The sequence below is a fragment of the Psychrobacillus mangrovi genome, assembly GCF_037104765.1.
Classification (GTDB): domain Bacteria; phylum Bacillota; class Bacilli; order Bacillales_A; family Planococcaceae; genus Psychrobacillus; species Psychrobacillus mangrovi.
This window is the reverse complement of record NZ_JBAWSY010000013.1, coordinates 52736-67670: the sequence shown is the minus strand read 5'-3', so window position 1 is coordinate 67670 and position 14935 is coordinate 52736. Positions and strand designations below refer to the sequence as shown.

19 protein-coding genes are annotated in these 14935 nt (G+C 32.2%); 7 read left to right on the top strand and 12 right to left on the bottom strand.

Going from position 1 to position 14935, the window contains the following annotated elements; all coding sequences use genetic code 11:
• Positions 1 to 196 precede the first annotated feature (196 nt).
• A complete protein-coding gene (locus WAX74_RS15210) occupies positions 197 to 445 on the top strand; it encodes a hypothetical protein (RefSeq protein ID WP_336498518.1) in 249 nt (82 codons plus the stop codon).
• A gap of 360 nt (positions 446 to 805) precedes the next feature.
• Here the strand turns inward: WAX74_RS15210 and WAX74_RS15205 are convergent, their stop codons facing one another.
• The 7 genes from WAX74_RS15205 to WAX74_RS15175 form a co-directional block, all read right to left on the bottom strand.
• Complete coding sequence (locus WAX74_RS15205; RefSeq protein WP_336498517.1) at positions 806 to 1327, bottom strand: hypothetical protein; 522 nt, start codon at positions 1325 to 1327, stop codon at positions 806 to 808.
• Between the two features lie 210 nt (positions 1328 to 1537).
• Positions 1538 to 1969, bottom strand: coding sequence for a hypothetical protein (locus WAX74_RS15200; RefSeq protein ID WP_336498516.1), 432 nt, complete (start codon positions 1967 to 1969; stop codon positions 1538 to 1540).
• Between the two features lie 92 nt (positions 1970 to 2061).
• Entirely contained in the window at positions 2062 to 2319 is a 258-nt protein-coding gene (locus WAX74_RS15195) for a DUF3953 domain-containing protein (RefSeq protein ID WP_336498515.1), read from the bottom strand.
• Positions 2320 to 2511: 192 nt separating this feature from the next.
• A complete protein-coding gene (locus tag WAX74_RS15190; RefSeq protein WP_336498514.1) occupies positions 2512 to 2922 on the bottom strand; it encodes a hypothetical protein in 411 nt (136 codons plus the stop codon).
• 218 nt (positions 2923 to 3140) lie between these two features.
• Positions 3141 to 3656, bottom strand: coding sequence for a hypothetical protein (locus WAX74_RS15185; protein ID WP_336498513.1), 516 nt, complete (start codon positions 3654 to 3656; stop codon positions 3141 to 3143).
• A gap of 249 nt (positions 3657 to 3905) precedes the next feature.
• The gene (locus WAX74_RS15180; RefSeq protein ID WP_336498512.1) at positions 3906 to 4406 is read right to left on the bottom strand and encodes a hypothetical protein; all 501 of its coding nucleotides are present in this window, start codon (positions 4404 to 4406) and stop codon (positions 3906 to 3908) included.
• 574 nt (positions 4407 to 4980) lie between these two features.
• Positions 4981 to 5262 (bottom strand): hypothetical protein, encoded by a 282-nt coding sequence (locus WAX74_RS15175; protein ID WP_336498511.1) that lies wholly within the window; start codon positions 5260 to 5262, stop codon positions 4981 to 4983.
• 346 nt (positions 5263 to 5608) lie between these two features.
• On the opposite strand from WAX74_RS15175, the gene WAX74_RS15170 reads away from it, so the two are divergent.
• Positions 5609 to 6403: a hypothetical protein gene (locus WAX74_RS15170; protein WP_336498510.1), complete on the top strand. Its 795-nt coding sequence runs from the start codon at positions 5609 to 5611 to the stop codon at positions 6401 to 6403.
• Between the two features lie 240 nt (positions 6404 to 6643).
• Here the strand turns inward: WAX74_RS15170 and WAX74_RS15165 are convergent, their stop codons facing one another.
• On the bottom strand, positions 6644 to 7219 hold the full coding sequence (locus tag WAX74_RS15165) for a hypothetical protein (RefSeq protein WP_336498509.1): 576 nt from the start codon (positions 7217 to 7219) through the stop codon (positions 6644 to 6646).
• A 297-nt stretch (positions 7220 to 7516) separates the two neighbouring features.
• Positions 7517 to 8374 carry a hypothetical protein gene (locus WAX74_RS15160; RefSeq protein WP_336498508.1) on the bottom strand — a complete coding sequence of 286 codons (858 nt, stop codon included), beginning with the start codon at positions 8372 to 8374 and terminating at the stop codon, positions 7517 to 7519.
• Positions 8375 to 8729: 355 nt separating this feature from the next.
• Between WAX74_RS15160 and WAX74_RS15155 the strand changes: the two genes are divergently transcribed.
• From WAX74_RS15155 to WAX74_RS15135, 5 genes are all read left to right on the top strand, one after another.
• A complete protein-coding gene (locus WAX74_RS15155) occupies positions 8730 to 9512 on the top strand; it encodes a hypothetical protein (protein WP_336498507.1) in 783 nt (260 codons plus the stop codon).
• Positions 9513 to 9837: 325 nt separating this feature from the next.
• Entirely contained in the window at positions 9838 to 10200 is a 363-nt protein-coding gene (locus tag WAX74_RS15150) for a hypothetical protein (protein ID WP_336498506.1), read from the top strand.
• Positions 10201 to 10236: 36 nt separating this feature from the next.
• Positions 10237 to 10623: a hypothetical protein gene (locus WAX74_RS15145; protein WP_336498505.1), complete on the top strand. Its 387-nt coding sequence runs from the start codon at positions 10237 to 10239 to the stop codon at positions 10621 to 10623.
• A gap of 343 nt (positions 10624 to 10966) precedes the next feature.
• Positions 10967 to 11731 carry a hypothetical protein gene (locus WAX74_RS21050; RefSeq protein ID WP_413788980.1) on the top strand — a complete coding sequence of 255 codons (765 nt, stop codon included), beginning with the start codon at positions 10967 to 10969 and terminating at the stop codon, positions 11729 to 11731.
• Positions 11732 to 11990: 259 nt separating this feature from the next.
• A complete protein-coding gene (locus tag WAX74_RS15135) occupies positions 11991 to 12398 on the top strand; it encodes a hypothetical protein (protein ID WP_336498504.1) in 408 nt (135 codons plus the stop codon).
• A 467-nt stretch (positions 12399 to 12865) separates the two neighbouring features.
• Here the strand turns inward: WAX74_RS15135 and WAX74_RS15130 are convergent, their stop codons facing one another.
• The 3 genes from WAX74_RS15130 to WAX74_RS15120 all read right to left on the bottom strand — a co-directional run bounded on the left by WAX74_RS15130 (position 12866) and on the right by WAX74_RS15120 (position 14775).
• The gene (locus tag WAX74_RS15130) at positions 12866 to 13444 is read right to left on the bottom strand and encodes a histidine phosphatase family protein (RefSeq protein WP_336498537.1); all 579 of its coding nucleotides are present in this window, start codon (positions 13442 to 13444) and stop codon (positions 12866 to 12868) included.
• Between the two features lie 150 nt (positions 13445 to 13594).
• Positions 13595 to 14095 carry a fructose-bisphosphate aldolase gene (locus WAX74_RS15125; RefSeq protein ID WP_336498503.1) on the bottom strand — a complete coding sequence of 167 codons (501 nt, stop codon included), beginning with the start codon at positions 14093 to 14095 and terminating at the stop codon, positions 13595 to 13597.
• Between the two features lie 251 nt (positions 14096 to 14346).
• On the bottom strand, positions 14347 to 14775 hold the full coding sequence (locus tag WAX74_RS15120; protein WP_336498501.1) for a hypothetical protein: 429 nt from the start codon (positions 14773 to 14775) through the stop codon (positions 14347 to 14349).
• Positions 14776 to 14935 lie beyond the last annotated feature (160 nt).

The following is a 14935-nucleotide window of genomic DNA, read 5'->3' as shown; positions in this document are numbered from 1 at the left end:
ACTAATAATTTGTTTTTCGAATGAAAATCTTTTCCCTATCAGCCCCCACCCCAATTTAAAAAAACAGTTTGTTAGTTTATCGGTCCAACTGGATATAAAATCAACAATTAGGGTACCACTCGAGTCAAAACTCTTCTTTGAGTTCAAAGTGTTTTGGTACAGACATGCTATAATATGAACGCAGGAGTGATCTGGAATGACAAACGACAACTTAATGATGGAAATGCTGAAACAAATGAATACAACACTTTTAGAAGTGAATATGAAGTTTGATGCACTGGACAAAAAGGTTGACACACTCGATGAAAAGATTGGCACACTGGATGAAAAGATTGATTCAGTTACAATAGAAATGAACCAACGTTTTGATGCAGTTGAAAGTCGTCTTGAATCTGTTGAAAACACTGTTAAAAATCTCGCGGTAAAATGTTTGAGCACAATTTAAAATACAACAAGAATCGAATGAAAATCTACCATGAATCATAAGCAAAAATAAACAGCATCCTAAAAGGTGCTGTTTAAATGATTTTTCGATGAGTAAACGGAAGGGAATATTAACCTAGCAAAAATGGGGCACTCCTTGTTAGCAACTAGAATAAGGGCTATTCCAAGTCCATTTAAACACGCATCTGAAACATTATTCTCATGTAGGAATTGTTAAAGTAAAAAAATCACTATTCCTCAAAACTAAACGTCTATCTACTATTAAGGGTTTGATATTTCTTGGGGAAATATCTTATATGATGAACATAGCAAGGGACATTTAAGCGGCCATTAGTGTAAAAATTAAAGTTAACGCACTTTATTATAAAAACTCAATTGAGTTACTTATCCCTTTGTAATTTAGATATATTTGGAAGTTCCGTTCTTTAATTAATTCTTCGAGTTCTTCCTTGGAATATTCACGATATATCGTTTCAAACGACAAGGTATATAAGTATCCATCACGTGTGTCTGTCAGCGACATTGGTTGGATGGTTCCTAATGATTCCTTCATTATGGTAGATTCGGTCACAACCTCAAAATTGAAAGATGACCTATCTTCATTCAATATTTCTTTTTCCGACGCCAACGATACTTCATATCTCACTCCCCTAAGAGGTGTTTCTGAAGCACTGTCATTCAAGTTAACAAAAATACTTTTAATTTCACTAATTTTAAATGGAACTGAATAGTCTGCATTCCTACCGATGTTTAAAGGTTCGCTTACTTCTATTTCCTCTATTTTAGTTAATTGTTTAGTGTCTTTTTCAACTTGCTTATCGGTACACCCTATTAATAAAGATAATCCGAGCAAAGTTAACACACTAATATAAAATCTTTTCATCATACTCCCCCTTTGATTTTGTTCAGCTAACCTGCTTCGTTAGTTTAACTGTAACATTTTTCCATGGATTTCTAATATCTACTTGGTGTTTTGGATAAAATAATTGACCATCGAAATGATGGTCTTGTTTACATCTCTTTCCTCTTCTTAACCATACGACAAATTATTGTAGAAACGCAGACGTTAGTTAAACAAGATAATGTATCTTCACTAAATTCTCAAATTTCCATTCTTTTCACTTAGAACTTTCACTCTTTTAGACCTGAGAACCTCATCTATACACCAGAACAGGCTTGAAGATAGAAGGGAGGTAATAAAATAAAAGTTATCATATAAACTCCTAATGTCAGCAAGTAACAAATCCCTTTCCAATTCTGAAAATAAGATGGGGATCACAATAAACAAAGCAGCTAGAAATAAGTGAATAAATAACGCCAAACTTCCTCTAAGCAACCCGCTTAGTTTTGTTGTAATGATATCAGAGAGAATAGATGCTGGTATTCCATAAAACAAAAGAATGGGTAATAGATACATACCTATTATCATTACAAAACCAGTCTGTTCTTCGAGGAAAAAAATTAACATAACCAACACACAAGCAATTACCGCGGAAACAAGCTTTCTAATAATTACATGACTCAACCCAATCAAGAACCCCCTTTTAAGTTAACCTACTGTATTAGTATATTAAGTTAACAAAAAGATCATTGTCCCCTTATTAAAACAACACCCTGTCAATTAACCATAATACCTTGAATCGCAACGAATAAAATAAAGAACGATATGCACAAATAGAAGATACCCCACGATAAACTTTGAGTTCTTTTATATTCCCGCAATCCTATAATAATGAACATTGCACTCATAAGTATGAACATCAATGGTTGCAAGTTGAAGTTTCCCGTAACCAAACTGTAAATACTAATTAACAAAGCAAAGACTGCAAAAATTATTTGAAATAATAATAAAATATCAAACTTTTTTTCTGCCATTCATATGCCTCCCACCCAAATTCGTTACTTTTCCTAAATTTAATATAACTTCTCTTTATTTTAATACGTCACAAAAAACAAGAATAATACCTTTTCTTCATTAAAAACTACCATTCCTTACTAAGAATCACATGGAAATATTTCAAATGTTCCTAATGAATTTTTATTTTAAATTCATATCAAAAATATAAGTTATTCTTCCTTGATCCCATTCAGCGATAACTTCATAAATATAATATCTGTTTCAGTTGGTAGACTTATTTCATTCCCTTTAGATTCAACGGCAACAATTGTACCATCTTCTTTCCATTGATCTACAATAATTGAAGAAGGATTTTGTTCAATTTCGATTTTTAATTTATCACCTTTTTTAACTTCTAATGTATTGAATTGATCTGCTAATTCATATACACTGGATTCGCTAATTTTTCTTGTTTTAAAGTCTGCTTCTTTCCATTCGAAATCTTTTATCCTCATTGAATAGTCTTTGTTTTCTACAATAACTTTGCCCTGCGCTTGGCTATAAGTAGTCGTATTAGAAGGTTCAGGTATACAACCAGCTATATTCATTACAATTATCATTGAAAATATAAGCTTTTTCATTACAATATTCCTCCTGCTACTCTCTAAAATTGCAAAAGATGTTATAGTTTTATAAACAATTTGCAATTAATTAAATATCCCTGTATTATTTAGCTCTTCTTAGTCAATAGGATTTAACAAATTATTAAGGAACACATAATTCAATAAGAAAGTTCCGCCTTCCGTTTGCTCAATAGGGTTTAAGCAGCCCAATGATTTTCAATATGTCCCCGTTATACCTATTTTTTTTGAATTTCCAACAACCTTTTATTAATCTCAGTTAACTCGTCAAAATTTTTGATTTCTAACTTTACTTTCCCTTCTGAATTAGGAACGTAATAAATGTCATATATAGCTGAAATTGTTTTCTGAACTTCTGTTAAATATTCTTTGTGTATTTCTTGGTTTTCCTTTGTAAACTCATTGTTTTTATAATAATTATTTTCAATACTTTCCCCTATAACTAATAAGTTTTTTATAATGGGTTGAAGTAATTCAACAGAGACTGATCTATCTATAATACCTGCAAAAACCTCTGCCGTAATAAGTTTTTCATTTGTTTTTTCGATATTTTGAAATGTAATTTCTCCATCTGAACTAATTTCATTAAGAGTTACCCAGACATTATAAACAGAGTTTCCTACAACTGCTTCTAGTTTTCTTTCTGATTTCTTTGCCTCAACATTTAAATAAATCATCGTAGCAGAGAATAAAGCCAAAAATATTATGCTGAAATTATAAGCATATTTTTTCATCAATATTATCTTCCTTTTTAAATTCTTTTTTTTACTATTAAAACCCATCCACTAAGTACACAAAAGTTTAAAAGGGATTCAAAATCAGGTTAGATATTTGTGATAAAGTCGGTTAAAAGCCACTCAAAATTAATTAACTTTTGAATTTATTTTTTCTTCATATTTGAATGCTTTCTTCCCATCATTTTATTAATATTCCCCCTTAGTTAATTAGATTTAGCTAAACAAAAAGAAACGATTTATTTGAATTTAATTTATTGATATAACACCTTCCGTAATTGTTATAAAGTTTGCGTTAAATCCGATAATACAGATTATATATTCCCCATCTTCTTCTACATAAAAATCTGTCATCAGCTGGTCAGTAACTGAAGCAGAAAAAATCTCCGTGTAATTGCCATTCAATATGTAACCAACACCCGTAGCACTTGTTCCATCTGGGATGATGGATAGGTCTATCTCAACACTATCTCCTTTTTTTAAAGCCAAACCCTTATTTTCTTCATTTAATAAGAAAAGATCCCCATTGTGCAAATCCATTTTTTTGAAAACATAACTATTTGGATGCTTCTTTTTCAATGCAACGTTAATCTTATTAAAACTATCCAGAAAGCTATTATTTTTTATTTCAGTTTTTTCTTCTGCGTGTATTTCAGAATCGTCATTGCTCCCTAACACTAAGGTCAAAGTTGAAATTCCAATAAGAAGTGCTACGGCTAGGATACTAAACAGATAAGTTCGTTTTTTCATAAGCTAACTCCATTCACTAGGTTTTTTTGCTTTACTTTTTTTATAACCACTCCGTTGATTAAATTTTCTGAAATGGAATATTTTTCAACAATTATACCATATGATCCTTTTTGACCAAACTGAACCCATTAACCATCCACGCAAGAAGAACGTTCACCACAGATGGCGAAAATAATTTCAGCAGGAATAGGTTGGTATGCCTGAAGAAAGAAATCCATGAATTATCGTGCCTTATAACCCATCCATTTATCTGACTCCAATGATCTGGGTGCATCAAAGACTGTCGAACTTAATACGAGTATCTATATCGGGAGATAGTCCTACTCTGGTTATTGCATCCCTTTGCTCTGACTCTATGAATGACGGAGTTGATAATAGATTTACGTAGCCACTAATTATGATCATTCTTATCGATCAGTCTTTTTAAGAATCTTTTCTGACTGGCTTTTGATATGTAATTTTACTGTCTTACTAAAATTATGATTACCATGGAGTTCAATAAAAAAAGAGCTGTTTTCTATAACAACTCTTAGAAATTCAAATAAAAACCCGTCACTTAACCCTGCAATAATGTTTATAATATCGCCTGACCGAAATCCCTTTGCCATGACAATAATATTTCAATTTGTTCATATAATGCTTTATAACTCCTAGCAATTTGGTCAAACTCACGATTATCATCAATTAACTTATCAATAAGTTCGTCATATTCTCTTATTACAAGTTCTCTGTCTTTATTAGCTTTAGCTTTTTCTCTTTTATTAATAACATAAGAGACTGAATTTTTAGCAGTAACCTCTGCAAGACTAACACCTAATTTAATTGCTGCATCGGTTGCATTTGGGTCTATGAACATTTCCAATCCTCCGCTTCATTTTTTATTCTGTTATACCCAATCTATGATCTAAGTTATGTCTAATCTATATGATCGTTGCTTCCTTTCACCTGTCTTGTACCATTCTTCATTACTTTCATTATTTCCTTCTTCCATTTGCACATTAACTCAAGAACCCAGCATATCGGTCTTTTCCGATTTGCTGGGTTCTTAGATAGTTTTCTCCTTCAAATATTAGTATAGAATACCGATATAACGTCTGAGTAATTATACTAAGAGCTTACACCAAATCCAAATTTTTATGTCGATTAAATTGGTTGTTAATGGTGTAAACATTCAAATAAATTTTCCTAAGGGGCATAACCACATGTTTAAAAAACTTAGCATTTTAGTATTACTAGTAACCGTTGTAATATTACCACTTAATTTTGCCAATAATTTGTTCGGCACTACTGTACTTGTTGCGGAAGCTGCGGCCTCTGATTTCACCGATGGGAAAAAGATTGATTTCATTGAGAAAATCGAGACTGGTGAAACTGGTAATTATGATAGCGTATGGACAGAAACTCAAGGACAAAGTAAAGCAGGAACGGTAATATTTAAAATTAAACCTTCTGCAAGTTCTTCTTGGGACACAAGTAAAAAACTAACTCTATCTTCTTACACGCTTAAAGATAGAAATATGGCAACACCAAAACAAGAGGTAATTGATGACTACGTATTGGCATATGTATACATTACCAACCCAACAACTGCTGTATTTGCCAAATTAAAAACGCAAAATGGTGAATACGGAGAAGACCCATTTGAATATGAAGCAGTTTATGTTGCAGGCAGGGATTTAACCAAGCCAACTTCAACAACATCTACTCCAACTTCACCATCTGTTGCTAAAAAAGTGTACTGGGATGGAATCGAACTACGTAAAGGTCAAATCGGTAAGATCAACATAAATAAACCGATTAATGTATGGAAACGAGATGGCGGTAAGCTGGTTTTCGAACGTGTATTGAAAAAAGGTGAGCAATATCGTGTATACACGTATGACACCAAATTCGGTGGTCAATATGGTTTAGGCGGAGGGTTATTTGTGACTAAACTGGGTTCTCATATTACTTATAAAACACCACCAAAATCCAAGCTGTTAGAACTAAATAATTAAGTAAGGGTACCTCCTATACCATTAAGACGCTATCAGAACTGGAAAAAGCGGTTATCTTTAATCGTCCCTTGTATTGGCATGTTAAAGGTAAAGGTTGATTTAAAAATGCATATAAAAATGAGCTGGAAAATGTATCTCAAAGCTCATTTTATTTTGATATCCGTTTTTACTAAAGCATCCGTTAGTTGAATAAGATATATTTTACGTAACCACTTCACTGAGCCCATACCACTTTAATCATTAATCAACGATTTTATGCCATTTTAAATCTTCGGGAATATGAACCTGATTTACATTTTTGGGAAGACCGTAATAATAAAGTGCTTTTCCCTCTTTATCAAATGCCGTAGGATTGAGAAAGTCTATTTGTTTACTAAACGGAAATAAGAATGATATACGTTCACCCTTATGTATTTCTTTTCTTTCTATATTAGGCTCTACACCAGCCTCTATATAAGCAACTTTTTCATCATTTGATACTACACTCAATAGAGTGGCTGCATCTTTTTCAGATGTAAAGCTAATCGCACCAACTGTTTGAAGTTCATCTGAACTATATGGAATACCTGTTGATACACTACTTCGAAAAAGCACCCCAGACTTTTCGGATAACACGGTTTGGTATAACTTTTCTTCATCACTCTTAAATAAAAAAATAACAGATGAACCTGTATTATATTGCTCTATCATCTCTGCATCTTTTGGAAGAATTGCGTTATCTTTGGCAGCACTGAGTGATGTAAACTTGTATCCACTAATAAAAAATATTAATATGATTCCTATTAATATTGATATAACTAACTTCCATCTTTTCATAATTAATTCCCCTTTTTGTTTGTGTCACTTAAACTAAACTGTCCCTTTTCTTTAATACGTTTGAAATGAATAGTAGTTCCAATTTTAAATAAATTTTCCATCTAGAATTATCAAAAACCCACTTTTCTTATTGAACTAAACTGCCCCGTTAGTTTAAGTGAAATCCTTCACAATCATAGTTATTTTGACATAAATCACAATTATAAAATCACTTCTCTGATAAACCAGAGAGGTCATTCTAACAATCTATAACTTTAAATTCTATACTGATGATTGATTATTTTGGAAATCGAATTTTTAATTTGATGATCCGTCTATTCCTACTACTTTTCCATCCTTGAAATGAATATAATTACTTTCTGGATAAACCCACATTTCAGTCACTCCGTAGGAAGTTGTAGATGTTGTTGTTCTGTCAGGATACCCCCAAGTAGAATCATAAACCTGCTGAGCAGTCATTCCTAATTGCGGTTCATATGAAGTAATCTGTATAGTTGGAGTTGCAAGGACATTTTTTATCGCTCTTTCTTGCGCAAGCTCTTTTTCTGCCAGCTTCTTTTCTACTTTTTCTGTAAATAATTTCTCTTCTAATTCCGAAGTAAGCAGTTCTCTTTTGATGCTTAATAAGTTTTCAGTAGCGAAGCTAGGCATACCACCCTCATCCAATTCTACAATTACTTCATTTATATCATACTGGGTAGTCCAATTTTTATCGAAATATAGATTCCTAAGAGCTAGATTATATTCTTCTTTAATCCAATTATATTTTTCCGTACCAATTAAGCTTTCGAATTCGGAGTAGTCTTCAAATGCTTTCTTATTAATATAATCTTCTACCGCACTTTTTACCGATGCATCATACTTTGCTTGCTCAATTTCGTAAACAAGTAATTCTTCATTGTTAAGTGCATTAATCTTTGCTTTCTTTGCTTCTCCCAAATAATCAAAGAAGAAACCTATTCCTAAAACAAGAACTACAAATGAAATTCCTATAACCGCCATTAAAATATGAGAGTTTTCAATTTTTTCTTTCACTATTTCCACCCCTAGGAATATACTTGTTTCAATAGTACCATAGTCACCTAGGGAATGAAGAATGTATAAAGTATCAATCCGATAAAAATTATAGATGAAATATTCTAAACTCTGTACCATCTTCAACTATCCTGCTAAGTTAGTTAAGTACATTCTTTCACAAACTTTTTTAGATGTAGGGTAGTTGTCATAATACCATTATACGAAAAATCAACCTTTACCATTAACATAGCTAAATAATTTAACCGTGGACTTTGCCTCCTTTGAGTATTAATTAACTTATGCACTAGAATTACGACGTTATCTCAAGAACCCAGAATATCGGTATTGTCCGATTTTCTGGGTTCTTATTTTGGTTCTATCCTTTAAAAATTAATATAAAATACCGATATAATGACGGAGTTCTTAAATTAAGAGCTAACACAGTATCCATAGGTGTAAACACTCATTAAATTTTCCTAAGGAGCATAACCCCATGTTTAAAAAACTTAGCATTTTAGTATTAATTGTATCTGTAATATTGCCAATTAATTTTAACAATTTATTCGGCACCACTCAACTTGTTGCGGAAGCTGCGGCATCTGATTTTAACTCGGGGAAAAAGATTGATTATGTAGAAAAAGTTCTCACTGGAGAAACTGGTAATTATGATGGTGTTACAACAGAAGTTTATTCAAGAAGTAAGGCAGGAACCGTGATCTATAAAATCAAACCATCTGCTAATTCTTCTTGGAACACAAGTAAGAAATTGAACATTACTTCTGACACTTTAAAAGACAGAACAATGGTTTCCCCAAAACAAGAAGTATATGAGGACTATGTATTAGTGTATGTGTACATAGATGATCCGAAAAAAGCTGTCTATGCAGCATTAAAAACTCAAAACGGTGAATACGGTAATGATCCATTCGAATATGAATCTGTTTATGTAGCAGGCAAGGATTTAACTAAAACAACTTTAGCAACCCCTACTCCACCATCTGTTGCTAAAAAAGTATTTTGGGATGGAATTGAATTACGTAAGGGACAAATCGGTAAAATCAACGTAAATAAACCGATTAATGTATGGAAACGAGATGGCGGAAAATTAGTATTCGAACGTGTATTGAAACAAGGCGACAAATATCGTGTATATACGTATGACTCAGCAAACGGAGGACAATACGGATTAGGAGGAGGTTTATATGTTACCAATATGAAATCGCATATAACCTATAAAACACCACCAAAATCTAAGCTATTAGAATTAAATAATTAAGTAAGTAAGGATACCTCCTTTGACATTCATACGCTATCAAAATGGGAATATGCTGTATTATCATTATTTCCCTTGCTAAATTAATTATAATTTACCCCGATAGATTTAAACTCCCATTAAGTATTAATTAACATTTGCACCATAATTACGCGTTATCTCAGAACCCAGAATGTCGGTATTTTCCGATTTTCTGGGTTTTTGCTTTGGTTTTCTCCTTCAAAAGTTAGTATAGAATACCGATATAATGACGGAGTAATTAAATTAAGGGCTAACACCGTATTCATAGGTGTAAACACTCAATAAATTTTCGAAGGGGCAAAACCACATGTTTAAAAAACTTAGTATTTTAGTATTAATAGTAACCGCTGTAATATTACCACTTAATTTTGCAAATAATTTGTTCGGCACTACTGAACTTGTTGCAGAAGCTGCGGCCTCTGATTTCACCGATGGGAAAAAGATTACAGAGGTTGATAAAGTAAGAGATGGTGAAACTGGGAACATGGACAGTGTAATTGCGTATTTTTACTCAGTGAGTAAACCAGGCACACTAATTTTTAAAATTAAAGAGTCTTCCAACAGTTCGTGGAATTCAAGTGAAAAGTTGAATTTATCTTATTTAACAAAAACACAAAAAAATATGTTTATAAAAAAATATGAAGTACATGAAAGTTATGCTTTAGCTTAAGTTTACATCGCAAACCCAAAAGATGCAGCACTTGTCATGTTAACTACTCAAAATGGTGAGTATGGTCAAGATCCATTTGAGTATGAAGTGGTTTATGTGGAAGATAAAGACTTAACGAAAGAAACATCTCCTACAACTCAACCATCAGTTGCAAAGAAAATTTATTGGGATGGAATTGAACTACGTAAAGGTCAAATCGGTAAAATCAACGTAAATAAACCGATTAATGTATGGAAACGAGATGGCGGTAAGTTGGTTGTCGAACGTGTATTGAAAAAAGGTGAACAATATCGTGTATACACATATGATTCAGGTTACGGAGGACAATATGGATTAGGAGGCGGATTGTTTGTGACTAAAATGAGTTCTCATATTACTTATAAAACTCCACCAAAATCTAAGCTATTACAATTAAATAATTAAGTAAGGATACCTACTATACCATTCAGACGCTATCAGAACGGAAAAAGCTTTTATCTTTAATCGTCCCTTGTTAAAAAATTTTACCGTATGGACTTAGCCTCTTTTGAGTATTAATTAACATATGCACTTCAATTACGACGTTATCTCAAGAACCCAGAATATCGGTATTCTCCGATTTTCTGGGTTCTCATTTTGGTTCTATCCTTTAAAAATTTATATAGAATACCGATATAACTTCTGAGTAATTAAACTAAGAGCTAACACCGAATCCAAGTTTTATGTGGATTATATTGGTTGATAATGGTGTAAACACTCAAATAAATTTTCCAAGGGGCATAACCACATGTTTAAAAAATTTAGCATATCAGTATTAATAGTAACCTTTGTAATATTACCACTTAATTTTGCCAATAATTTGTTCGACACTACTGTACTTGTTGCGGAAGCCGCGGCCTCCGATTTTAATTCGGGGAAAAAGATTGATTATGTAGAAAAAGTTCGAACTGGAGAAACAGGAAATTACGATAGCGTTCAAGCGGATAGTTATTCTCAAAGTCAAGCAGGTACAGTAATATTCAAAATTAAACCATCCGAAAATTCGACTTGGAACTCAACAAAGAAATTAAATTTATATACGAGTTCATTTGTTGATAAGAAAACAGCAGTAGTTAAACAAGAACCGTTTGAAGGCTATGTATTAGCTTATGTGTATGTTCAAGATCCTAAAAAAGCTATGCTAGTACGATTATTTACTCAAGACGGTGAATATGGACAAGATCCATTTGATTACGAAGCAGCTTTTGTTTCGGGTAAAGATTTAACCAAGCCATCCAATACTAAGAAAGTATATTGGGATGGAATCGAATTACGTAAGGGACAAATCGGTAAAATCAACGTAAATAAACCGATTAATGTATGGAAACGAGATGACGGAAAATTAGTATTCGAACGTGTGTTGAAAAAAGGTGACCAATATCGTGTATACACGTATGATTCAGCATACGGAGGTCAATATGGTTTAGGCGGAGGATTATTTGTAACGAAAATGAGTTCTCATATTACTTATAAAACTCCACCAAAATCTAAGCTTTTAGAATTAAATAATTAAGAAAGCATACCTCCTATACCAAATAGGGGGTTTTCTCATGTCGAATATTCATTGTGAAATACAACGAGTTAAGAATCAATACCCATAGCGGTGATTTAATCAATGAAAAGCGCTCATCAACATTTTTTTTTACCCGTCAAAATAGATCGAGGTAGTTAAATGATGATGTACTATTTAATAAAGCTATTTACAACCTTATAATGAATTAAAGAAGTAATAGAATAATTAAAAATATAATTGATAAGACGGTGATGATATTTTGAGAGAGTTTTTAGTTATAGCTGCATTACTATTATTACTAGCAGGATGTCAAACGGATGAAGATGACCTCAATTTTAGCGGCTCGGGCGAAAACTGGTCAGTGGAACTAACTTTTAGTGTCATAAATGGATCTGACAATAACGAAATTGAAATTAAATATAATGGAAAAGATTTAGATTTAGTTGAACCCTTTAATTACTATGTTGAAAACACTAAAAGCGGGACAAATTTTGGAGCAGATAACCTTACCTTAAATAGAAATGGTATTTACACAAACGATGACTTGAGTTCCAATAGCCCCACAACCACGTCAGAAGATACGTTTGATTTTACAGTGGAGCGGAATGGAACTAGTGAAAGTTTTGTATTGAAAAAAAATGAATTCTTATTACCTCTTCATCATTAGTTCTTACTACGGACTAGATACAATCAATTATACTTTTAAATATGTCTTCGAGGGTGGTCACAATAAAGGTGAATACTTAAAAAAAGTATGGTTCAATCAGCCAAAAAACTGCTACAACACTAACTAAGTTTGAGCATAAGAACATTAGAGACGAAGACCTGGCTAAAGATAAATTTAACCAAAACATGAGCTGGGAAATGTATCTTCAAGCTCAATGTCTTTTGATGTCCTTTTTTTTACTAAAGCACCCGTTAGCCATCCATGCAGCACAAAATAGTGCTGCACCACAGAGAATGAAAATGGTTAGTGGAGCCAATACTAATAGTCTACCGAAAACATTAGACTTATTTATGTCCGCTATCCTCTTTTTTTTAACGATTAAGTAGGGGTCTTCTTAAGTATTGTCTTTTTTCTTTTCTTGAAGAAATTAATTTTCATGGTAGTTGAATAAAAAAAGCATCCCTGCTTTAAATGTACTTAGAAAGATGAGAAATTTGATTGAAGTCTTTTATTCGCCATTTATCTTGATGTAAGTAAATATTGCTGATACAAGCATTTATTAAATTGGTTTTCCCCGAACCTATCTTACCATTAGATAAAACAGCTAAAATTGCATTGATTACTGCACCATGTGCAACAAGCAATATTTTATTGTCTCCATACCTTTGATTTATCTTCTCGATGCCTTCTATTACCCTCTTATTAAGGGATGCTCTTTCTTCTTGATTCGGGTATATATTATCTGGAAACTTAGATATTCTTTCCTCGTATGTCATTCCCTCAGCATCCCCATAATCTCTTTCCAAAAACTCTTCCATCTCAACAACAGGTACAATGACATTTTTGTTTATAATTTTCGCTGTTTGTTTAGCTCTTTTTAGTGGGCTCGTTATGATTACATCCCATTGTGATGTTTTAAGGAACTCACTACATTCCTCAGCTTGTAGAATACCAGTCTCATTTAATGGGATATCAGTTCTTCCTTGAAGCTTTCCTATTACATTCCAATCAGTTTCTCCATGTCTAATCAAGCATATTATAGTAATTTTAATCCACCCCTTTAAGTTACATCTTTATTAAATTCTTTATAAGCATTTGAATTCCCTCTTAAAGTAAACTGCACCTTTAGTTGAACAAGAAAAAGGCTTTACTCCTTCTTGAAGTAAAGCACCCGTTAGTAGTTGTATAAGACCTTCTTATTCGTTACTAAACTCTATTAAATCTCCTATTTTGTACTGTTTTTCTATTTGTTCATTATCATTATCATTCCACGCCACTGTAATCTTTGAATTACTAAACGCTTTCTTAATATCCTCTTCAGATAATCCTTTTGCGTAAAAAACAATTTCTTGTTGATATTCAGCAAAATTTTCAGATGCATTATCTTGTGATGAAGCACTTCCATACCAATAACGGTCAATTTCATCTATGCTATTTAGCGTTTTTCTCCAATCTTCAAAAATCTCAATTTGTCGATTTGTTACAGCATCTGTGTGTTTCATATTAAATGTAAATTCAAGTACCTTAAAATCCTCTTGCATTGGTTCGGTTATATCTTTAGTGGCACCAACATTACTGTATTCATCATCACTGATTGAAGAAAATTTCACTTCAATTTCTATTAAAGGTTCTTCATTATTACAGGCTGTTAATAATAGAAAAAATAAACCTACTAATAACAAACTAAATTTTTTCATACCTACATCTCCTCCCTCGAATACATCTATTTGATTATAAGTTTATTTAACTATTCAACATAAAAAAACAATACCTTTATATACACTTTTTTTTAACTAACCTACTGCGCTAGTTTCACTCTTTCACAAACTTTTTATATTTCAACTTATATATTCAGTTTTTGTTTAGATATAAGGTAGTTGCCATAATATTATTTTAGAAAAAACAGCCTATACCTTTAATATAGGAATAAAAAATTGGAGTTTTTTTATTACTTCAACTTGCTTAAAATACCAAAAAAATCATTATCATTTTCCATTGTATAAGCTTCATCTGTATCAGTAATAAATAGTGATTTTTTTTCTGAATCAAGGAACATCGCATAGCCTGTATTTAGTGTAATCTTGATTCTGTAATCGTAATCAAGTGAGGGTAAATCTGTTATTTTTTTAAACTTTGCATTTTTAAAAGCCTTTATAAGTTCTTGTTGCGTTTCTTTTGGAATTTTAATTTCTGTAATTAGACCCTCTTTGTCATAATCGATGCTATGAATGCTTACAGATGGGTTTTCTGCACTAAAATTAACGTTTTCTAAAACATCTGATGCGGTATAAGTTGTTTCGTTAAATACATATAAATATATTCCAGCTAAAATGACTATAACAATGCTGATTGTTACCAAAACTTTTCGTTTACTCATAAACTCCCCCACTTTCTTCATGGCAATCCACTTTTGAACTAACCTGTCTTCCCAAGCCCCCCTATCCCCCAATTTTTCTCCAAAAAATCAACATATTGAACTAACCTATCCTCTTTAGCTTTATTAAGGTCAACATAAAAGTGTCAATCCTCCTTGGAAT

Coding starts and splice junctions, on each gene's coding strand:
- WAX74_RS15150 (WP_336498506.1), top strand. CDS start 9,838: ATGTTTAAAAAACTTAGTATTTTAGTATTAATAGTAACCGCTGTAATA.
- WAX74_RS15120 (WP_336498501.1), bottom strand. CDS start 14,775: ATGAGTAAACGAAAAGTTTTGGTAACAATCAGCATTGTTATAGTCATT.
- WAX74_RS21050 (WP_413788980.1), top strand. CDS start 10,967: ATGTTTAAAAAATTTAGCATATCAGTATTAATAGTAACCTTTGTAATA.
- WAX74_RS15180 (WP_336498512.1), bottom strand. CDS start 4,406: ATGAAAAAACGAACTTATCTGTTTAGTATCCTAGCCGTAGCACTTCTT.
- WAX74_RS15165 (WP_336498509.1), bottom strand. CDS start 7,219: ATGAAAAGATGGAAGTTAGTTATATCAATATTAATAGGAATCATATTA.
- WAX74_RS15195 (WP_336498515.1), bottom strand. CDS start 2,319: ATGGCAGAAAAAAAGTTTGATATTTTATTATTATTTCAAATAATTTTT.
- WAX74_RS15170 (WP_336498510.1), top strand. CDS start 5,609: ATGTTTAAAAAACTTAGCATTTTAGTATTACTAGTAACCGTTGTAATA.
- WAX74_RS15155 (WP_336498507.1), top strand. CDS start 8,730: ATGTTTAAAAAACTTAGCATTTTAGTATTAATTGTATCTGTAATATTG.
- WAX74_RS15175 (WP_336498511.1), bottom strand. CDS start 5,262: ATGTTCATAGACCCAAATGCAACCGATGCAGCAATTAAATTAGGTGTT.
- WAX74_RS15185 (WP_336498513.1), bottom strand. CDS start 3,656: ATGAAAAAATATGCTTATAATTTCAGCATAATATTTTTGGCTTTATTC.
- WAX74_RS15125 (WP_336498503.1), bottom strand. CDS start 14,095: ATGAAAAAATTTAGTTTGTTATTAGTAGGTTTATTTTTTCTATTATTA.
- WAX74_RS15190 (WP_336498514.1), bottom strand. CDS start 2,922: ATGAAAAAGCTTATATTTTCAATGATAATTGTAATGAATATAGCTGGT.
- WAX74_RS15205 (WP_336498517.1), bottom strand. CDS start 1,327: ATGAAAAGATTTTATATTAGTGTGTTAACTTTGCTCGGATTATCTTTA.
- WAX74_RS15160 (WP_336498508.1), bottom strand. CDS start 8,374: ATGGTACAGAGTTTAGAATATTTCATCTATAATTTTTATCGGATTGAT.
- WAX74_RS15210 (WP_336498518.1), top strand. CDS start 197: ATGACAAACGACAACTTAATGATGGAAATGCTGAAACAAATGAATACA.
- WAX74_RS15145 (WP_336498505.1), top strand. CDS start 10,237: ATGTTAACTACTCAAAATGGTGAGTATGGTCAAGATCCATTTGAGTAT.